The sequence below is a fragment of the Thermomonas flagellata genome (assembly GCF_022419185.1).
Lineage (GTDB): Bacteria > Pseudomonadota > Gammaproteobacteria > Xanthomonadales > Xanthomonadaceae > Thermomonas > Thermomonas flagellata.
Genome location: NZ_JAJOZK010000009.1, coordinates 25,899 through 46,017, shown reverse-complemented (window position 1 = coordinate 46,017; position 20,119 = coordinate 25,899). Strand labels below are relative to the sequence as shown.

Genomic DNA, 20,119 nt, shown 5'->3' with positions numbered 1-20,119 from the left:
ATGGGGATCAGGGATGCGGGCGGACGATGCCGTCGAGGCCGGCCTTGGCCTTGACCTGCGCCTGGAGCGCGTCGGCCTCGGCGCGGGTCACCGCCGGGCCCACGCGCACCCGGGTGCGCGCGCCGCCCTCGGTCTGCACGCGGTCGGTGAAGGCATTGAAGCCGGCCGCGCGCAGGCGGTCGCGCAGCGCGGTGGCCGCGGCGGCATCCGCGAACGCGCCGACCTGCACCACGAAACCGGTGCCGGCCGCGTTCGCCGCGCTCGGCGCGGCCGACTTGGCCGCCGTCGACGCTGGCTCCGCCGGCTTCGGCATCGCGGCCGCCGCGGCGGCAGGCTTGCCCGCGCTGGCGGACGCAGCCTCCACGGGCTTGGCCGCCGGTGTCGCGGCGGGCTTGCCCGGCGCCGGCTCGGCCGGGTTTGCCGCAGCGGCCGGCGCATCCGCTGGCTTGGCGGCGGGCGCTGCGGTAGCAGGCGGCACCGGCTTCGGCGCAGGGGCCGCCGCCGGGGAGGCGAGCGTCGCGGCGGACGCCGACGCCGTGGTGGATGGGGAGGCGCCGGCGGCGGGCGCGGCAGGGCCGTTGCCGGCATCGAGCACGATGACCCTGGCGCTGACCCGCGGATCCAGCCCGGTCGCGGTCAGGCGCGCGGATTCGGCGGCGGCGCGATCGGCGAACGGGCCGATGCGCACCTGCTGCGCCGGCTTGCCGGCCACGGTCGTGGCCTCGCGGTAGGCGGCGAGGCCCGCGCCGCGCAAGGCGGCGATCACCTTGTCGGCATCGCCGGCGCTGGCATAGCGGCCGAACTCGACCACATAGTCGCCGGCGGCGGCCTGCGCGCCGGCCGCGGGAGGCGCCGCGGACGCGCTGGCAGCCGGCGCCGCGGCGGCGGTGTCGGCCGCGGCCGGGGCCGGCATGCCGGTCACGCCGCCGGCCGGGGACGCCGCGGGCACGTCCAGCGGCAGTTCCACCGTCTCCGTGCCCGCACTGCGCGGCGGCACCGGCACCGTGAGCGGCACGTCGGCCACGCCGCTGTCGGGGGCCGGGCCCTTGACCAGCATCGGCAGGAAGATCACGCCCAGCGCGACCAGCACCACCGCGCCAACCAGGCGCTGCTTGAGCGAGGAATCCATCGGGAGGTCCGCAACCGCGTGGAGCGTGATTATACCGGCGCCTCCCCCCGCCCCGGTGCCGCGCGCCGCCGCGTTCAGCCGAGGGTCGCCGCTTCCAATTCCTGCAGCGCGGCGGCCGCGGCGTGGAACGAGCCGTACACCAGCACCCGCCCGCCGCCACCGGCGGCGGCGCAGGCCGCGTCCAGCGCGGCCGCGACGTCCGCATGGCGCGTGCCGCGCGCGGCGGGGGTGGCGGCCAGCGCGGCGGCCAGCGCGTCCGCGTCCTGGCCGCGGCGGCCGGCCGCGGTGCTGTCGGCCAAGTGCCAACCGACGATCTGCGCCGCCAGCGGCGCCACCAGCCCGGCGGCATCCTTGTCGGCGAGCACCGCCAGCACCGCGCGGGTCGGGCGTGGCGGCTGTGCGCGCAGCCAGTCCGCCAGTGCACGCGCGGCCTGCGGGTTGTGGCCGACATCGACCACGATCTCGACCCCGTCGCGCACGCACCGCTGCAGGCGCCCAGCGATGCGCGCGCCGGCGATGCCGGCGGCATAGGCCTCCGGCGCGATCGCCTCCTCGGCATCCAGCGCGCGCAGCGCAGCGATCGCGCAGGCGGCGTTGCGCAGCTGCACCGGCGCCGCCAGCGCCGGGCGCGGCAGCTCGAGCGCGAAGCCGACTTCGCGCCAGCGCCAGCGCGCGGCGTCGAGCGGCTCGGCGAAGAAGTCGCAGCCGATCCGCCAGGCCTGCGCGCCGATCGCGTAGGCGTGCCGCAGTACGCTGGCCGGCGGGTCGTCGTCACCGAGCACCAGCGGCCGCCCGGGGCGGGCGATCCACGCCTTCTCGTAGCCGATCCGCTCGATGTCCGGGCCCAGCCAGTCCTGGTGGTCGAGGTCCACGGTGGTGATCACCGCCACGTCCGCATCCACCAGGTTGACCGCGTCCAGCCGCCCGCCGAGGCCGATCTCCAGCACCGCCAGGTCCAGTCCGGCGCGCGCGAACAGCCACAGCGCCGCCAGGGTGCCGTGCTCGAAATAGGTCAGCGGGATCTCGCCGCGCGCCGCCTCGACCGCCTCGAAGCCCGCGACCAGCGCGGCGTCCTCGGCCTCGCGCCCGTCGATCCGCACCCGCTCGGAGTAGCGCCGCAGATGCGGCGAGGTGTACGCGCCGGTGCGCCAGCCGTGGGCGCGCGCGATCGCCTCCACGAAGGCCACCGTCGATCCCTTGCCGTTGGTGCCGCCGACCACCACCACCCGCGGCGCCGGGCGCGCAAGCTGCATCCGCGCGGCCACCGCGCGGATGCGCTCCAGGCCGAGTGCGATCGCCTGCGGATGCTGGGTTTGCAGGCGCGCCAGCCAGTCGTCGAGGGTTGCGTGCATGCGGCGATTATCCGCGCGCCCGGCAGGCGCCGCATCCATCGCCCTGCATGCCACATAAGGCGGAGCATGCCGTGCCTGCCTGTCCTGCTGCCCGTGCTGCTGGCCCTCCATGCCGGTGCCTGCGCCTGCCGGCGGCCGAGGTCGCACTATACGCCGCGAGCAGGCGATTCACAGCGCGCGGTGCACGGCCTCGCCGAACAGGTCGGTGTGGTGGGTGCTGTCGTTCAGCCGCACCACGTCGAGCGCCTCCACGTGCGGCCCCTCCAGCAGGTTGAGGGTGGTCGGCGCCTGGCGGAAGCTCCACAGCCGCGCCAGCGGGATGCCGAGCACGCGCGCCAGCAGCACCCGGTTGACGGCGTCGTGCGCCACCACCAGCAGCAGGTCGTCCGCGCCGAGCCCGGCGCAGGCGCGCGCCAGCGCCGGCCACGCGCGCTCCTGCACCTGCCGCAGCGACTCGCCGCCGGGCCCGGGCATCTGCACGGTGTCGGGTGCCTGCCGCCAGGCCGCCAGCCGCTCCGGGTCGCGCGCGGCGATCTCGCTGGCCAGCAGGCCCTCCCAGTCGCCGTGGCCGATCTCGCGCAGGTCCGGATCCAGTTGCAGCAGGCCGGCGCGGGCCTCGCCCAGCGCCAGTTCCGCGGTCCGCCGTGCGCGCACCAGCGGCGAGGCGACCGCGCGCGCGATCGGCACCCCGGCCAGGCGCGCGCCGAGCGCGCGCGCCTGCGCCAGGCCGACCTCCGACAGCGGGATGTCGACCTGGCCCTGGTAGCGGCCTTCGGCGTTCCACGGAGTCTCCCCGTGGCGGGCGAGCAGGATGCGCATACGGCGGTCGCGGCGTGGGGATGCGCACCAGCCTAGCAGAGCCGGCGCGCCTGCCCGCGGCGGCGAGGATCAGTCGTCGCGCGCCGGCACGCCCATCTCCCACAGCAGGCGCGGCGCCGGCATCACCTCCAGCATCACCCAGCGCATGTAGCGCTGGTCGACTGCGATCATGCGGGTCACGCTCGGGTCGAACACCCAGTTGCTGGCCACCGACTCCCAGTTGCCATCGAACGCCAGCCCGACGAGGTGTCCTTCGGCATCCAGCACCGGCGAGCCGGAGTTGCCGCCGGTGATGTCGAGGTCGGACAGGAAGTTGACCGGGACCGTCCCCAGCGCCTTGTCCGCCAGCCCGCCGTAGCGCTTGTCACGGATGGCGTCCAGCAGTGCGGGCGGAGCGTCGAACGGCTCCTGGCCGGTGGCCTTGGCGGCGACCTCCGGCAGGGTGGTGAACGCGGGCTCGGGCTTGCTGTGCCCGGGCTTGGTGTAGCCCATCACGTGGCCGAAGGTGATCCGCAGCGAGGAATTGGCGTCCGGATAGACCGCGCGCCCGTGCGCCCGGTTGTAGTCCGCCACCGCCTGCAGGTAGGTCATGCGCGGCACGACCAGCTCGCCGGCCAGGCGCTTGCGCTGCTCCTCCAGCGCCAGGGTCGCCGGCAGCAGCGCGACCGCGAAGCGGATCGCCGGGTCGTCGCTGGCCTCGAACGCGGCGCGGTCGGCCTTGAACCAGGACAGGCGCGCGTCCTGGCTGCCGAGCTTGCTGGCGTTCAGGCGGCGGATCGCAGCGTCCACCGCGGCCGCGTCGTTGCCGCCCAGCCAGGCATCCAGCGCCGGCAGGCGCTGGTCGGCCGGCAGCGCGATGTACTGCATCAGCCAGTAGCGCTGCAGCTGCTGGTCCATGGCCGGCACGTAGCGGCGGTCCATCTGCTTCAGGCTGCCCTCGATCCCGGGCAGGTCGCGGTCCTGGTAGCCCTGCTCGCGCGCGGCGTCCGGCTTGGCGCGCTCGACCGCCAGCCGGTACAGGGTCAGCGCGGTGTTGCCGAGCGCGCCGCCGGCGTTGGCGACGATCATGTCGCGGTTGCGGGTGGCGTTGGCCTGCTGCAGCAGCGCTTGCAGGCGCGCGTGCGCCTCCAGCGCCGGCTTGCCCTTGCCGCCCTGCGCGCGCAGCCAGTCCAGCACCGCCTGCTCGCGCTCGTGCTTGATGCGGCCGGCGCCCATGCGCTTGAAGCCTTCCAGCTGGCCGTCGTAGTTCTTCAGGGTGTTCTCCCAGCCCTTCACGGTCGCCGCGTACTTGACCGCGATCTCCGGGTCCTTCTCGCCGGCGGCGTGCACCATCGCCGCCAGCTCCTTGTAGCGGCGGCTGACCGTCGGGTACAGCCAGTCCGCGGTGAAGTCGAACTCGGCGGCCAGCGCGTAGCGGTCGGTGCGGCCGGGGTAGCCGGCGACCATCACGAAGTCGCCGGCGTGCAGCGGGGTGCGCGCGATCTTCAGCCAATGCTTCGGCCGGTAGGGCACGTTGTCCTTGCTGTAGGCGGCCGGCTTGCCGTCCTTGCCGACGTAGGCGCGGTAGAACGCGAAGTCGCCGGTGTGGCGCGGCCACATCCAGTTGTCGATCTCGCCGCCGTAGTTGCCGACCGATCCGGGCGGCGCGTACACCAGCCGCACGTCGCGGATCTCCAGGTTCTTGAACAGGCGCCAGGTGTTGCCGCCCATGAAGCTGTAGAGCCGGCAGCGGTAGCCCGGCTCCTGCTCGCACTGGGCGACCAGGCGCTTCTCGAGGTCGTCCACCGCCTGGGTGCGCGCCAGCGGGTCGCGCGCGCCGGCGATCGCGTCCTTGACCTGGGCGGTGACGTCGGTGATCGCCTCCAGCACGTAGATGCGCGCGCCGGGGCCGGCGGAGAGCTCCTCGGCGTCGGTCATCGCGTTGAAGCCGTCGCGGATCAGGTTCTTCTCCGGGGTGGAGTTGAGCTGGATCGCGCCGTAGGCGCAGTGGTGGTTGGTCGCGACCAGCCCGTTCGGCGAGACGAAGCTGGCGGTGCAGCCGCCGAGCGAGACCACCGCGCCCATCGGATCGCCGGTCAGGTCGGCCAGTTGCTTCGGATCCAGCTTGAGCCCGGCCTTCTTCAGCGCTGGCGCGATCTCCGGCAGCTGCTGCGGTACCCACATGCCCTCGACTGCGGCGGCCGGCCGGCCGGCACCGATCGCGAACAGGGCCGCGGCCAGTCCCGCGGCGAGTGTCGTCTTGCGCATCGTCTCGTCCCTTGCGATGTGTTGGAAATGGAATCGGGTGCGGCGGCAGGGCCGCCGCGGCTCATTCGGGCGGCAGGCCCATCTCGCGCAGCAGCGCCGGGGCCGGGTAGACCTTGGCCAGGATCCAGCGCAGGTAGCGCATGTCGACGTGGATCGCGCGCTTGTAGCGCGGGTCGTACATCCAGCTGGCGCTGACCGCCTCCCAGTTGCTGTCGAAGTTCAGCCCGACCAGGCGCCCGTGCGCGTCCAGCACCGGCGAGCCGGAATTGCCGCCGGTGGTGTCGAGGTTGCTCAGGAAGTCCACGGTCTGGGTCTTGAGCAGCGGGTCGGCGGTGCTGCCGAAGTCGCCCTTGGCGATCGCCTCGCGCAGCGGCGCCGGGGCGTCGAACGGGGCCTGCCCGGTGTGCTTCTCGAGGATGCCGGCAACCGTGGTGAACGGGCGGTACTCCACCCCATCGCGCGGCGCGAGCGGCGCGATGTGGCCGTAGCTGACGCGCAGGGTGCCGTTCGCGTCCGGGTACACCGCGCGGCCCTGGGTCTGGCGGTAGGCGATCAGCGCGCGCATGTAGGCCGGGCGCAGGCGCAGCAGTTCGCCCTCGCGCTGCTTGGCGGCGTCCTCCAGGCGCAGCCAGGCCGGCTGCAGCCGCGCCGCCGCCTTCAGCAGCGGATCGTCGGAGGCGGCCAGCGCGGCGGCGTCCTGGCGCATCGCCGCCAGCCGGGTGGCCTCGTCGCCGAAGCGGGTGGCGGCGTACATCGCGCGCAGCAGGTCGGTCGCCTGCGCGAGGTCGCCGCCGAACACGGCCTCCACCTCCGGCACCCGCTGGTCGGCCGGCAGCGCGTAGTAGCGCGCCAGTACGAAGCCCAGGATGGCCTGCTCCACCTCCGGATCGTAGCGGCGCGAGAGCTGCTTCAGGTTGGCCTCGATCAGGGCTTCGTCGCGCTGCTGGTAGCCGGCCTCGCGCTGGGCGTCCGGCTTGGCGCGCTCGTGCGCCAGCCGCTGCAGGGTGATCGCCGCGCCCAGCAGCCCGGTGCGCAAGTAGCCGAGCACGCTGTCGCGCTGCTGCTGGGCCTGCCCGGCCGCCAGCTGCGCCATGACCGCCTGGATGTCGCGGCGCTGGGCGGTACTGCCCGGCTGGCGCGCGAGCCAGGCCAGCATCGCGTCCTCGTCGGCGCGCCGCAGCGCCACCGCGTCGCTGCGGCGCAGGCCCTCCAGTTCACCCTGGGCGCGCTTGAGCGTGTTCTTGAGCGAGGCCACGCTGGAGGCATACAGCACCTGCCGGCGCGGGTCCCCGGCGGTGGCCTGCTCGATGGTGCGGATCAGCCCCTCGGCCATCGCCACCCGGTTCGGCAGCACCCAGCCGACCTGGTTGGCGAACTCCATCGCGGTGCGCAGGCGGAAGGTCACCCCGGGGTAGCCGGCGACCATCACGAACTGCCCGGCCTGCAGCGGTGCGGTGGAGACCGGCAGCACCGCCGGCGGCCGGTACGGCACGTTGTCCCGGCTGTAGGCGGCCGGCTTGCCGTCCTGGCCGACGTAGGCGCGGTAGAAGGCGAAGTCGCCGCTGTGGCGCGGCCACATGAAGTTGTCGATCTCGTCGCCGTAGTTGCCGATGGACTCCGGCGGCGCGTACACCAGCCGGATGTCCTTCAGCTCGAGCTGGCGGATGCGGAAGAACTGCAGCCCGTAGTACATGTCGGCGACGCTGCAGCGCATCCCCGGCTCGCGCTCGCATTCGGCCACGATCGCCTTGCGCGCGGCCTCCACCGCCTCGTAGTAGGCGCGCCCGGTCTTGCCGCGCGCGGCCTCCAGCACGCGCGCGGTGACGTCGTCGAAGCCGACGGTCACGAACGCGCGCGCGGCGGGCCCGGCGGAGACCTCGTCGGCGATCGTGGCGGCGATGAAACCGTCCCGGATCAGATTCTTTTCGGGTGTGGAGTTGAGCTGGATCGCGCCCATCGCGCAGTGGTGGTTGGTGACGATCAGCCCCTGCGGGGAGACGAAGCTGGCGGTGCAGCCGCCGAGCGAGACCACCGCGGCCAGCGGGTCGGCGGTGACGTCGGCGAGCGCGGCCGGATCCCCGGCGAAGCCCGCCGCGCGCAGCGCGCCGGCGATCTGCGGCAGCTGGCGCGGCATCCACATGCCTTCGTCGGCATGGGCGAGGCTGGCGGCGACCGTCATGGCGGCGGCAAGGGTGGCAGCGAGCAGGCGTGGGCGCATGGTGGACCGGGAGGCAAGGACGGGCAACGCCCGATTAGAGCACGCCACCTGCCCGCGCCGCCCATGACCGCGGTCATGCCCGGGGCCGCGGCGGCCGGCGCTAGAATGCACGCCCCGTTCCCCTGCGAGGCACCGGCATGACCCGGACCATGCGTGCGCTGGTCAAGCGCGACCCGGCCAAGGGCATCTGGATGGAGCAGGTGCCGGTGCCCAGCCCGGGCCCCAACGAGGTGCTGATCCGGCTGGAGAAGACCGCGATCTGCGGCACCGACCTGCACATCTACCAGTGGGACGAGTGGGCGCAGCGCACCATCCGTCCCGGGCTGGTGATCGGCCACGAGTTCGTCGGCCGGATCGCCGAGGTCGGCCCCGGCGTCAGCGGCTACGCGCCCGGCCAGCGCGTCAGCGCCGAGGGCCACATCGTCTGCGGGCACTGCCGCAACTGCCGCGCCGGGCGCCAGCACCTGTGCCCGAACACGGTCGGCATCGGCGTCAACCGCGACGGCGCGTTCGCGGAGTACATCGTGATGCCGGCCAGCAACCTGTGGCCGATCCCGGACCAGATCCCGTCCGAGCTGGCCGCGTTCTTCGACCCGTTCGGCAACGCCGCGCACTGCGCGCTGGAGTTCGACGTGGTCGGCGAGGACGTGCTGATCACCGGCGCCGGCCCGATCGGGGTGATGGCCGCCGGCATCTGCAAGTGGATCGGCGCGCGCAACGTGGTGGTCACCGACGTCAACGACTTCCGCCTCAAGCTGGCCGCCGACATGGGCGCGACCCGGGTGGTGAACGTCGCCAACCAGTCGCTCAAGGACGTGATGGCCGACCTGCACCTGGAGGGCTTCGACGTCGGCCTGGAGATGAGCGGCAACCCGCGCGCCTTCAACGACATGCTCGACTGCATGTACCACGGCGGCAAGATCGCGCTGCTCGGGATCCTGCCCAAGGGTGCCGGGATCGACTGGGACCGGGTGATCTTCAAGGGCCTGACCCTGCACGGCATCTACGGCCGGCGCATGTACGAGACCTGGTACAAGATGACCCAGCTGGTCCTGACCGGCTTCCCGCTGCACAAGGTGCTCAGCCACCAGCTGCCGGTGGACGAGTTCCAGCGCGGCTTCGAGCTGATGGAATCGGGCAAGTCCGGCAAGGTCGTCTTGAACTGGACCTGATGCAACGGGCCGCGCATGGGCGGCTGCGGCTGTCCGTGCGCGACCCGCGGCGGCATGGAGGCCGCACAAGGACCTGCATGGACGCCTTGATGGCGTGTCGGGCAGCGCCAGCCGCGACCGCCCCATGCACACGCAACCCCACGGTATCCCCATGTCCCTGACCCAACGTTACGCCGAGACCCTCGAGGAGATCCGCGCCGCCGGCCTGTTCAAGTCCGAGCGCATCATCACCAGCCCGCAGTCGGCCGAGATCGCCCTCGCCGACGGACGCACGGTGCTGAACTTCTGCGCCAACAACTACCTCGGGCTGGCCGACCACCCGGACATCATCGCCGCGGCCAAGCAGGCGCTCGACACCCACGGCTTCGGCATGGCCAGCGTGCGCTTCATCTGCGGCACCCAGGACCTGCACAAGCAGCTGGAACGGACCATCGCCGACTTCTTCGGCACCGAGGACACCATCCTCTACGCCGCCTGCTTCGACGCCAACGGCGGCCTGTTCGAACCGCTGCTGGACGAGCACGACGCGATCATCAGCGATGCGCTCAACCACGCCTCGATCATCGACGGCGTGCGCCTGTGCAAAGCCCGCCGCTACCGCTACGCCAACTGCGACATGGCCGACCTCGAGGCGCAGCTGCAACAGGCCCGCGCCGATGGCGCGCGCACGATCCTGATCACCACCGACGGCGTGTTCTCGATGGACGGCTTCATCGCGCCGCTGGATGAGATCACCGCGCTGGCCGTGAAGTACGAGGCCCTGGTGCACATCGACGAATGCCACGCCACCGGTTTCCTGGGCGCCACCGGCCGCGGCAGCGCAGAAGTGAAAGGCGTGCTGGACAGGATCGACATCTTCACCGGCACCCTGGGCAAGGCCATGGGCGGCGCGCTGGGCGGCTTCACCACCGGCAAACGCGAGGTGATCGAACTGCTGCGCCAGCGCTCGCGTCCCTACCTGTTCTCGAACTCGCTGCCGCCGCACGTGGTCGCCGCCGGGATCAAGGCCTTCCAGATGCTCGCGTCCGCGGGCGAGCTGCGCGAGCGCCTGCGCGAGAACACCGCCTACTTCCGGCAGCGCATGGCCGCCGCCGGCTTCGACCTCAAGCCCGGCGAGCACCCGATCGTGCCGGTGATGCTGTACGACGCCCCGCTGGCGCAGCGCTTCGCGGAGCGCCTGCTGGAGGAAGGCATCTACGCGGTCGGCTTCTTCTTCCCGGTGGTGCCCAAGGGCCAGGCGCGCATCCGCACCCAGATGAGCGCGGCACACACCCGCGCGCACCTGGACCGCGCGATCGACGCCTTCACCCGGATTGGGCGCGAACTGGGCGTGCTGGCCGGCTGACGGCCGCCGCGCTCACGCCGGCGGGACGCCGCGCAGGGCGGCGTCCACCAGCACGATCCAGTGCCGCACCGGCAGCGCGGTGCCGGCCTGCAGGTGGGTCTGGCAGCCGATGTTGGCGGTCGCGATCAGCTGCGGCCGGCCGGCCAGCAGCGCGGCCAGCTTGCGCGTCCGCAGCGCACCGGCCAGCGCCGGCTGCAGCAGCGAGTAGGTCCCGGCCGAGCCGCAGCACAGCGCGGCCTCGGCGGCCGGCGACAGCTCGTAGCCCAGCGCCGCCAGCAGGTCGCCGATGCCGTCGGCGCGGCGTTGTCCGTGCTGCAGGGTGCACGGTGCCTGCCACGCGACGCGCGTGCGCACCGCGCCAGGCGCGACCCGCGCGCGCAGGGCGGCCGCGTCGGCCAACACCACTTCGCCGATGTCGCGCACCCGCGCGGACACCCGCGCCGCCTCCGCCGCCAGCGCCGGGTCCGCCCGCAGTTGCCAGCCCAGGTCCTTGAGCATCACCCCGCAGCCGGAGGCAGTGCTGACCACCGCCTCGGCGCCGGCGTCCAGCGCCGCGGCCGCGGCCCGCACGCTGCGCTGCATCGCCGCCACAGCGGCGTCGTGCTGGTCGAGGTGGTGGGCCAGCGCGCCGCAGCAACCGGCGTCGACCGCCAGCAGCGAAATCCCCAGTGCGTCCAGCACGCGCGCGGCGGCGGCATCGATTCCCGGGTCCAGCGCCGGCTGCACGCAGCCGCGCAGCACCACCATCCGCCGCGCATGCCGCGGCGGCGGCCAGGCGCCGACCGTCTGCGCCGGCGGCACCCGCGCCCGCCACGCGGCCGGCAGCAGCGGCCGCAGCCTGCGCGCGAGGGCGAGCCCCGTGGCGAACAATGGGCGCGTCGTCAGTGCAAGCCTCAGGGCCTGCCGGCCCAGCCGCCGCCCGGCCGGGCGCGGCGCCTCGCGCGCGAGCACCGCGCGCCCGGCGTCCAGCAGGCGGCCGTAGGCGACCCCGGAGGGACAGGCGGTCTCGCAGGCGCGGCAGGTCAGGCAGCGGTCGAGGTGGCGGCGCAGCGGTTCGCCGCTCGCCTCGCCTTCGAACACCTGCTTCATCAGGTAGATCCGGCCGCGCGGGGAGTCGCGCTCGTCGCCGAGTTCGCGGTAGGTCGGGCAGGTCGCCAGGCAGAACCCGCAGTGCACGCAGGCGCGCAGCGCGGCGGCGGCCTGCTCGCCCTCCGGCGTGCCCTGGTGGCGCGGTGCCAGGGTGGTCTGCATCGTCAACCCTCCGGGAACAGGCGGCCGCGGTTGAAGACCGCGCGCGGATCGAACTGCGCGCGCAGCCGGCGCTGCAGCGCCGCCACCACCGGCGACGGCGGCGGGAAGTTGCCGTCCGCCAGCGGCGGGCCGCGGAACAGGGTGGCATGCCCGCCGTGGGCGCGCGCGAGCGCGCGCAGCTGCGCCGGCGGCAGATCGGCATCCGACCAGCGCACGCCGCCGCCGGCCTCGACCAGCGTCTGGCCGGGCAGCCCCAGCGGCGGCGCGGTGCTGGCCACCGCCAGCCGCCACAGCGGGCGCGCCGCGAACAGCGGCAGGGCGTGGTCGCGCAGGCCGTCCCAAAACGCCGCGCCATCGGTACAGGCCTCCCCGCCCAGGCGCGCCGCCGCCGCGCGCACCGCCGGCTCCGCCCCGGACAGGCGCAGCCACAGCCGGCCGTCGTGCCAGGCGCTGGCCGACATCGGCAGCGGCTGCGCCGCCCAGGCGTGCATGCGCGCGATCGCCTCGGCCTCGCTGCAGGCGAACACGCGGGTCTGCTCGCAGACCGGGCGCGGCAGCACCTTGAGCGTGGCCTCGGTGATCAGGCCCAGGGTGCCGAGCGCGCCGACCATCAGCCGCGCCACGTCATAGCCGGCGACGTTCTTGATCACCTGCCCGCCGAACCGCAGCGGCTGCCCGCGTCCGTCCACGATGCGCACCCCGAGCACCGCGTCGCGCACGCCGCCGGCATAGGCCCGGCGCGGCCCGCCAAGGCCGCAGGCGAGCGTGCCGCCGAGGGTGCCGCGGCCATCGAAGCGCGGCGGTTCGAACGCCAGCATCTGCCCATGCGCGGCCAGCGCGGCCTCGAGTTCGGCCAGCGCGGTGCCGGCGCGCGCGGTGATGACCAACTCGCGCGGCTGGTAATCCACGATCCCGGCCAGGGCGGACACATCCAGCACCTCGCCCGCAACCGGGTTGCCGTAGAACGCCTTGCTGCCGTGCCCGCGGATCGCCAGCGGCCGGCCAGCCGCGTGCGCCGCGCGGATGCGCTCGAGCAGGGGCAGCAGCGCGTCGTCCATGCCCTTCAGAACCTCGGCAGGTGCGGATGCGGCAGGCTGCCGGCGTGTACGTGCATGCGCCCGCCCTCGGCGCAGCGGCGCAGGGTCGGCACCGCCTTGCCCGGGTTGAGCAGGCCGCGCGGGTCGAACGCGGCCTTGATCGCATGGAAGCATTCCAGCTCGGCGGCGTCGAACTGCACGCACATCTGGTCCAGCTTCTCGACCCCGACCCCATGCTCGCCGGTGATGCTGCCGCCGGCGGCGATGCACAGCTCGAGGATGCGCGCGCCCAGCGCCTCCGCCTGGCGCAACTGCCCGGGCACGCTGGCGTCGTACAGGATCAAGGGATGCAGGTTGCCGTCGCCGGCGTGGAACACGTTGGCCACTCGTAGGCCATGCGCCTGCGCCAGCGCGGCGATGCCCTCCAGCACCCGCGGCAGCTGCGCGCGCGGGATGCTGCCGTCCATGCAGTAGTAGTCCGGGGACAGCCGCCCGACCGCGGGGAACGCCGCCTTGCGCCCGGCCCAGAACCGCGCGCGTTCGTCCGCATCGCGCGCGCGGCGGCAGTCACGTGCGCCGCAGCGGGCCAGCACCGCCAGCACCTGCGCGACCGCGGCCTCGACCTCCTCCTCGACCCCGTCCAGTTCGACCAAGAGCAGCGCCTCGGCCTGCGGATAGCCGGCCCCGACATAGGCCTCGGCGGCGGCGATCGCCAACCGGTCCATCATCTCCAGTCCCGCCGGCACGATCCCGGCGGCGATGATCTCGCCGACCGCCGCGCCGGCCGCGGCGACCGCATCGAACGCCGCCAGCAGCACCGCGGTGCAGGCCGGGCGCGGCAGCAGGCGCAGGCTGGCCTGGGTCACCACCGCGAGCATGCCCTCGGATCCGGTCAGCAGCGCCCGCAGGTCGTAGCCGGGCGCGTCCGGCGCCAGCCCGCCGAGCTCCAGCAGCTCGCCCGCGCAGGTCAGCGCGCGCAGGCCAAGCAGGTTGTGCACGGTCAGCCCGTACTTCAGGCAGTGCACGCCGCCGGCGTTTTCGGCGACGTTGCCGCCGATCGAGCAGGCGATCTGCGAGGAGGGGTCCGGTGCGTAATACAGCCCGTGCGCGGCTGCGGCCTCGGAGACCGCCAGGTTGCGCACGCCGGGCTCGACCACCGCCACCCGTGCCTGCGGGTCGAGGTGCAGGAGGCGGTCCATCCGCGCCAGCACCAGCAGCACCGCGCCGGCCACCGGCAGCGCCCCGCCGGACAGACCCGTGCCGGCGCCGCGGGTCACCACCGGCACGCCCGCCGCGTGGCACATGCGCAGCACCGCGGCGACCTCCGCCTCGCTACGTGGCAGCACCACCACGTCCGGCACCTGGCGGTGCATCGGCAGGCCGTCGCATTCGTAGGCGATGCAGTCCGCGCGCGCCGTCAGCACCGCATCGGCGGGCAGCAGGGCCCGTAGGCGGGCGAGGAAGGCGGCGTCGGGCACGGGGCGGGTGCGGGCGGGAGGCCCGTCGAGTGTGCCCAGCACCGGCCACCGGCGGCAAGCCGGCGGCGTGCGCTCAGCCCGGATTCCCCGCTGGCCAGTGCCCACCGGCCAGCGCGGCCACCTCCTGCGGGGTGAGCGCGCGCCAGCGGCCCTTCTGCAGCGTGCCCAGCGGCAAGGGCCCGATCGCCACCCGTAGCAGGCGCCGCACCGCGAACCCGCAGGCCTGCAGCAGGCGCCGCAGGTGGCGGTTACGGCCCTCGTCGAGCACGATTTCCAGCCACGCCTGCTTGGTGCCGGTACGCAGGACGCGCACCGCGACCACCGCCAGAGGCTCGCCCGCGACGTCCACCCCGGCGCGCATCGCGGCGAGCACGCCCGCGTCCGGAATGCCGTCCACCTGCACGTGGTAGATCTTGTGCGGCCCGGTCGCCGGATCGGTGATCCGCGCCGCCCACTGCGGGTCGTTGCTGAACAGCAGCAGCCCTTCGCTGGCCTTGTCCAGGCGACCGACCGGGGCGATCCAGCCGAGCCCGGCGCCGTCGAAGCAGCGATAGACCGTGTCGCGGCCGCGCTCGTCGCAGGCCGTGGTCACCAGGCCGCGCGGCTTGTTGAGCATCAGGTAACGGCGCGGCGGCTGCAGCGCCTCGAGAGGCTGGCCATCCATGCGGATGCGGCTGCCGGCGGTCGTCGGGTGCTCCGGATCGCGCACGCAGCGACCGTCGACCTCCACCCGCCCGGCGCGAATCCACGCCGCCGCCTGCGTGCGCGAGGCGATGCCGTGTTTGGACAATGCCCGCGCCAGCCCCACCCGGCGCTCATGGCCACGCGCCGGTGTCGCCGCGGTCAGGGCTTGGGGGCGTCCGCGGCCGGCACCTCGGCCGGCGTCGGGTCCTTGCGCCCGACCACGCGCACGCCCTTGGCCTTCATCCATGCGTCGAACTCGTCGGCAGTCATGCGCTTGCCGTTCTGGGTCATGTTGAACCGCCACGGCGTGTTGTCGAACTGGGTCTTGGGCTTATAGGCCGCCGGATCGTTCGGATCCGGCAGCGCCGCGGGACGCGCCTTGGCCAACGCACGGCAGCCGTCCTGCCGGATCCGCAGCAGCACATTGTCGACCGACAGCGCCTCGTCCAGCGCCTGCCCCAGCACTCCGCTGGAGACCCCGAGCTGGCTGCCGCCGTTGTCCAGTTCGATCGCGACCGGGTTGAGTACGCCGGTGCGCACCGGCAGCGCGGCCAACACCTCGGCCGTGCACACCTGCGCCTGCGCCGGCATGGCCAGTGGCAACAGGCAGGACAAGATCCAAGGGAAACGACGCGACGGCATCGGCATGGCGGCTCTCGACGGCGGGGTCAGTCTAGTGGCTCTGGATCGCGTGCTGCAATCGGGTTTTTCGGTAATGCGCATGCCTCGAAAAAACGGAGCCCGGCCAAGGCCGGGCTCCGCGATGGGCCTGCAGGGCAGGCGCCGGGCTTACTGCGAGTTCAGCTCGGTGCGGCGGTTGATCTCGCTGCGGCACTGCGGGTACTTGTGACCCTTGTCCTCCAGCGGGCGGCTGAAACCGTAGCCGATCGGGCCGGCCAGACGGCTGCTGTCGATGCCGTTCTTGACCAGGTAGTCGTACACCACCTTGGCGCGGCGCTCGGAGAGCTTCTGGTTGTAGGCGGCGGTACCGCACTGGTCGGTGTTGCCCGCCACTTCGACCTTCAGCTCCGGATAGCGCTTCAGGATCTCGACCGCCTCGTTCAGGATGGCGATCGCATCCGGACGCAGGGTGGCCTTGTCGAAGTCGAAGTTGACGCCCTTCAGGTCGATCGAGACCGGCACCGGGCAGCCGTCCGGACCGATGGTCTGGCCGGGCTGCGAGTTCGGGCACTTGTCGTTGCAGTTGTTGACACCGTCGCCGTCGTCATCCAGATCCGCGCAGCTCGGGGCCGCCGGGGCCGGCGCCGGGGCCGGGGCCACCGGCGCGACCGGCTCCGGACCCAGGGCCACGGTCAGGCCGACCGAGGCCAGCAGGTCGGTGAACTGGTTGGCGCGCGAGCAACAGGACTTGTCGTCGAAGTCCACCCGGCCGCCGACCTCGGTACGCATATTGACGCGGCCAAAATCGAACTGCAGGCCGGCGCCGAGGTTGACCGCGAGGTTGGAGCCTTCGCGCTGGCCCGGGGAATTCGGGTTCGGGAAGGCATTGTACTCCTCCTCATGGCGCTGCCAGCCCAGGCCGCCGCGCAGATAGGGCCACCACTTGGAATCCGGGTTGCGGAAGTGGTAGCGGCCATCCAGCGACACGCCGTACTGGCTCCACCACAGATTCGGATTGACCTTCTTGTCCGGGTTCTGGTAGTTGACCTCGGCATCGAGCGAGAAGTGCGGGCTGAGGAACTTGCCAAAGCCCAGGGTCCCGAAAATCGTGTCTTCGGTGTGGCGGTCCTTGTCCTGGAAGTTCACGCCGGTCGAGCCGGACACGTACCAGCGGTCATCCCAGCTCTGAGCGGACGCCGCCTGGGCCAGCGCCAGACCGCCCAGCAGGGCAGCGCAGAGGAGTTTCTTCTTCATGTGCAGCTCCTTGATCGTTTTAAAGAAACCGGTGAGGCCAACAGTGATGCGATGCAGACGGCTCGCCCCCGACATCCCGATCACGGTAGGGCGGGAGCCGTGAAAGCCGTGTTAACGCTAGCATAACGCCCCAAGGCTTGCAAAACACGCTCCGCGCGCAAGCGCCCGGCCCGATCCGGACAGTGCGGGACCCGCAGCCCCGCACCCATCCATACGGACGGGTATGCTGGTGCCATGGACACGCCCTACCCGCATCTGCTGGCGCCGCTCGACCTCGGCTTCACCACCCTGCGCAACCGGGTCCTGATGGGCTCGATGCATACCGGGCTGGAAGACCATGCCCGCGACTTCCGGAAGCTGGCGGCCTACTTCGCCGAGCGCGCGGCCGGCGGGGTCGGGCTGATGGTGACTGGCGGCTTCGCGCCCAACCTGCGCGGCTGGCTCAAGCCCTTCGCCGGGCGCATGAGCCTGCCCTGGCACGTGCCCCGGCACCGCCAGGTGACCGCCGCAGTGCACGCGCACGGCGCCAAGATCTGCCTGCAGCTGCTGCACGCCGGGCGCTACGCCTACCACCCGCTGTCGGTGGCGCCGAGCGCGCTGAAGGCGCCGATCAATCCGTTCACCCCGCGCGCGCTCAGCCCGCGCGGCATCGAACGCACCCTGCGCGACTTCGCCAGTGCCGCCGCGCGCGCGCGCGAGGCCGGCTACGACGGGGTGGAGATCATGGGCTCGGAAGGCTACCTGCTGAACGAGTTCACCGCCCCGCGCACGAACCACCGCCGCGACGCCTGGGGCGGGGATGCGCAGCGGCGGATGCGCTTCGCGGTGGAGACCGTGCGCCGAGTGCGCGAGGCCTGCGGCCCGGACTTCATCCTGATCTACCGCCTGTCGCTGCTGGACCTGGTGGAAGACGGGAACGCTTGGGACGACATCGTGGCCCAGGCGCGGGCGGTCGAGGCCGCCGGCGCGACGATCATCAACACCGGCATCGGCTGGCACGAGGCGCGCATCCCCACCATCGCCACCTCGGTGCCGCGCGCCGCGTTCACCGCGGTCACCGCCAAGCTGAAGCCGCACGTGGCGCTGCCGCTGGTGGCGACCAACCGCATCAACATGCCGGACGTGGCCGAGCACGTGCTGGCGCAGGGCCATGCCGACCTGGTGTCGATGGCGCGCCCGCTGCTGGCCGACCCGCAATGGGTGGAAAAAGCGCGCAGTGGCCGCGCGCATGCGATCAACACCTGCATCGCCTGCAACCAGGCCTGCCTCGACCACGTGTTCGCCTACCAGCGCGCCAGTTGCCTGGTGAACCCGCGCGCCGGTGCCGAGACCGAGCTGAATTACCGCCCGACCCCCACGCCCAAGACCGTTGCGGTGGTCGGCGCCGGGCCCGCCGGCCTCGCCTGCGCCAGCGTCGCCGCCGAGCGCGGGCACCGGGTGGTGCTGTTCGACGCGGCGACGGCCATCGGCGGCCAGTTCAACCTGGCCAAGCGCATCCCCGGCAAGGAGGAGTTCCACGAGACCCTGCGCTACTTCGACCACCGCCTGGCGGACGCCGGGGTGGAGCGGCGGCTGGGCACGCGGGTGGCGGCGGCGGATCTGGCGGGGTTCGATGAAGTCGTGGTCGCCACCGGGGTGACGCCGCGCCGGGTGGCATTCCCCGGTGCGGACGATCCGCGCGTGGTCGGCTACCTCGACGTGCTGGAAGGCCGGGTCACGGTCGGTGCCCGCGCCGCCATCATCGGCGCCGGCGGGATCGGGTTCGACGTGGCCGAGTTCCTGGCCGAGGCCGGGCCCTCGCCCAGCCTGGACCCGGCACGCTGGATGCGCGAATGGGGCGTGGACCCGACCTTCGAAGCGGCCGGCGGGCTGGTGCCGGCGCAACCGGCGCCGCCGGCGCGCCAGCTGTGGCTGCTGCAGCGCTCGCCCGGCAAGCCCGGCGCCCGCCTGGGCAAGACCACCGGCTGGATCCACCGCGCCACGCTCAAGGCCAAGGGCGTGCGGATGCTGGGCGGGGTGGAGTACCTCGGGATGGACGCGGCCGGGCTGCGCATCCGGATGGAGGGCAGCGAGCAGGTGCTGGCGGTGGACCACGTGGTGGTCTGCGCCGGCCAGGAGCCGCGGCGCGACCTGTTCGATGCCCTGCAGGTACAGGGCCGGCGCGTGCACCTGATCGGCGGCGCCCGGCTCGCGACCGAACTGGACGCCAAGCGCGCGATCGATGAAGGCAGCCGGCTGGGCGCCGCGCTCTGATCCAGCGCACGCCTTGAAAATCAAGCGCTTGCCGGATTGCATTCAGCATTCGTTCCAAATCGCGCCCCTAAGGTGCGCGCACTTCCGGCCTGCCCCGCCCGCGTCTGGCGTTCGGCAGGACACCGGCCACCGCCACTCCCGCCTGGCGCGGTGGCCCGGGCAAAGGCGGCCGCAGAGCCGCCGCCCTCCCCAGTACGCCATGACGCCGACGTGCGGCATCCGTTCCACCGATGCCCCGCCCGGCGCCGCAACGGAGCAAGGAGTCCGACATGAAACTGGCGTGGATCCTGTGGCTGGCGCATGTGCTGCCGCAGCCGATGGCCGATTCGCTGTGCCTGTCCACCACCGTCTACCTGGAGGCGCGCGACCAGTCGCCGCGCGGCCAGCAGGCGGTCGCGGAGGTCGCCCTGCGCCGCCGCGACAGCGGCCTATGGGGCCGCAACGTGTGCCAGGTGGTGACCGCGCGCAACCAGTTCGCGCCCACCCTGCTGCCGCCGCAGACGCGGCTGGCCAATACCGAGGCCTGGGCGGAAGCGGTCACCGTCGCCCTGGAATCGCAGCGCAACTGGGCCCTGCCGCCGGGACAGCGCCGCGAGATCGTGCCCGGGGCCAGCCACTTCGCCGCGCATGCGATCGCCAGCCCCAACTGGCGCACCGCCTACCAGGTCGCCACGATCGGCGACCACACCTTCTACCGGGTGCAAAACCTCAAGCCGCGCCGCGGCTGACGCGCGCCGCAGGTGCCGCCGCTCACTCGCGCGGCGGCGTCCACATGCGCGACATCTCGAGGTAGGTGAAGCTGGCCGACCACGCGATCAGGATCAACCCCGCGATCGCCTCGGTCGCGGCGAGGATGCGCATCGCCCCGGTCGGCGCCACGTCGCCGAAGCTGACCGTACTGTAGGCCATCGCCGAGAAGTAGATCGCGTCGAATAGATGCGCCATGTTCGGGCCGCCGTGCACATGCCCCAGGTTCAGGCGGTTCTCGACGAAGCCCATGTCCGGGATCTGGTCCAGGCCCCAGTAGGCGGCCCCGTAGCAGGCGATCTCGAGCACGTGCAGGCCGAGCAGGGCCAGGATCACCCCGGCCATCACGAAACGGTGGCGGCGGTGGCGACGCCCGCCGAGCCGGCGCGCCAGCGCATCCAGCCCAAGGTGGTGGATGACCACCGCCAGCGCCGTCACCAGCACGGTCGCCACGGCAACCATGCCGTACTCGATCCCCTGGTCGGCCGGCAGCAGCCAGTCCACGGCGCGGT

16 protein-coding genes are annotated in these 20,119 nt (G+C 73.1%); 4 read left to right on the top strand and 12 right to left on the bottom strand.

The annotated features are described in order from the left end of the window. Positions 1 to 7 precede the first annotated feature (7 nt). From ML340_RS09430 to ML340_RS09410, 5 genes are all read right to left on the bottom strand, one after another. Complete coding sequence (locus ML340_RS09430) at positions 8 to 1,129, bottom strand: SPOR domain-containing protein (RefSeq protein WP_240099006.1); 1,122 nt, start codon at positions 1,127 to 1,129, stop codon at positions 8 to 10. Between the two features lie 74 nt (positions 1,130 to 1,203). Next, positions 1,204 to 2,481, bottom strand: a complete 1,278-nt coding sequence (gene folC, locus ML340_RS09425; RefSeq protein WP_240099005.1) for a bifunctional tetrahydrofolate synthase/dihydrofolate synthase — start codon at positions 2,479 to 2,481, stop codon at positions 1,204 to 1,206. A gap of 168 nt (positions 2,482 to 2,649) precedes the next feature. Next, positions 2,650 to 3,300, bottom strand: a complete 651-nt coding sequence (locus tag ML340_RS09420) for a histidine phosphatase family protein (RefSeq protein ID WP_240099004.1) — start codon at positions 3,298 to 3,300, stop codon at positions 2,650 to 2,652. A 69-nt stretch (positions 3,301 to 3,369) separates the two neighbouring features. After that, complete coding sequence (locus tag ML340_RS09415) at positions 3,370 to 5,463, bottom strand: S46 family peptidase (protein WP_240099152.1); 2,094 nt, start codon at positions 5,461 to 5,463, stop codon at positions 3,370 to 3,372. Between the two features lie 145 nt (positions 5,464 to 5,608). Next, positions 5,609 to 7,765 (bottom strand): S46 family peptidase, encoded by a 2,157-nt coding sequence (locus ML340_RS09410; RefSeq protein ID WP_240099003.1) that lies wholly within the window; start codon positions 7,763 to 7,765, stop codon positions 5,609 to 5,611. Positions 7,766 to 7,902: 137 nt separating this feature from the next. Between ML340_RS09410 and tdh the strand changes: the two genes are divergently transcribed. Together tdh and kbl are read left to right on the top strand one after the other, a co-directional pair. Beyond that, positions 7,903 to 8,937, top strand: coding sequence for an L-threonine 3-dehydrogenase (tdh, locus tag ML340_RS09405; protein WP_240099001.1), 1,035 nt, complete (start codon positions 7,903 to 7,905; stop codon positions 8,935 to 8,937). A gap of 124 nt (positions 8,938 to 9,061) precedes the next feature. Then, positions 9,062 to 10,282: a glycine C-acetyltransferase gene (kbl, locus tag ML340_RS09400; RefSeq protein ID WP_240098999.1), complete on the top strand. Its 1,221-nt coding sequence runs from the start codon at positions 9,062 to 9,064 to the stop codon at positions 10,280 to 10,282. Between the two features lie 12 nt (positions 10,283 to 10,294). On the opposite strand, the gene glcF is transcribed toward kbl, so the two are convergent. From glcF to ML340_RS09370, 6 genes are all read right to left on the bottom strand, one after another. After that, positions 10,295 to 11,533 (bottom strand): glycolate oxidase subunit GlcF, encoded by a 1,239-nt coding sequence (gene glcF, locus ML340_RS09395; RefSeq protein WP_240098997.1) that lies wholly within the window; start codon positions 11,531 to 11,533, stop codon positions 10,295 to 10,297. A 2-nt stretch (positions 11,534 to 11,535) separates the two neighbouring features. Next, entirely contained in the window at positions 11,536 to 12,591 is a 1,056-nt protein-coding gene (gene glcE / locus ML340_RS09390) for a glycolate oxidase subunit GlcE (RefSeq protein ID WP_240098995.1), read from the bottom strand. Positions 12,592 to 12,596: 5 nt separating this feature from the next. Beyond that, positions 12,597 to 14,048, bottom strand: a complete 1,452-nt coding sequence (locus tag ML340_RS09385) for an FAD-linked oxidase C-terminal domain-containing protein (RefSeq protein ID WP_240098993.1) — start codon at positions 14,046 to 14,048, stop codon at positions 12,597 to 12,599. Positions 14,049 to 14,121: 73 nt separating this feature from the next. Next, entirely contained in the window at positions 14,122 to 14,979 is an 858-nt protein-coding gene (locus tag ML340_RS09380) for a pseudouridine synthase (RefSeq protein ID WP_240098991.1), read from the bottom strand. Further along, positions 14,892 to 15,374 carry a hypothetical protein gene (locus tag ML340_RS09375; RefSeq protein WP_425608310.1) on the bottom strand — a complete coding sequence of 161 codons (483 nt, stop codon included), beginning with the start codon at positions 15,372 to 15,374 and terminating at the stop codon, positions 14,892 to 14,894. Before ML340_RS09375 ends, ML340_RS09380 begins: the two co-directional genes overlap by 88 nt. A gap of 147 nt (positions 15,375 to 15,521) precedes the next feature. Continuing rightward, complete coding sequence (locus ML340_RS09370; RefSeq protein WP_240098989.1) at positions 15,522 to 16,607, bottom strand: OmpA family protein; 1,086 nt, start codon at positions 16,605 to 16,607, stop codon at positions 15,522 to 15,524. A gap of 234 nt (positions 16,608 to 16,841) precedes the next feature. Between ML340_RS09370 and ML340_RS09365 the strand changes: the two genes are divergently transcribed. Both ML340_RS09365 and ML340_RS09360 read left to right on the top strand, forming a co-directional pair. Next, a complete protein-coding gene (locus ML340_RS09365) occupies positions 16,842 to 18,860 on the top strand; it encodes an NADPH-dependent 2,4-dienoyl-CoA reductase (protein WP_240098987.1) in 2,019 nt (672 codons plus the stop codon). Between the two features lie 269 nt (positions 18,861 to 19,129). Then, positions 19,130 to 19,588 carry a cell wall hydrolase gene (locus ML340_RS09360; RefSeq protein ID WP_240098985.1) on the top strand — a complete coding sequence of 153 codons (459 nt, stop codon included), beginning with the start codon at positions 19,130 to 19,132 and terminating at the stop codon, positions 19,586 to 19,588. Between the two features lie 22 nt (positions 19,589 to 19,610). Here ML340_RS09360 and ML340_RS09355 read toward each other — a convergent pair whose 3' ends face one another. Beyond that, positions 19,611 to 20,111, bottom strand: a complete 501-nt coding sequence (locus ML340_RS09355) for an ion channel (RefSeq protein ID WP_240098983.1) — start codon at positions 20,109 to 20,111, stop codon at positions 19,611 to 19,613. Between the last annotated feature and the right edge of the window lie 8 nt (positions 20,112 to 20,119).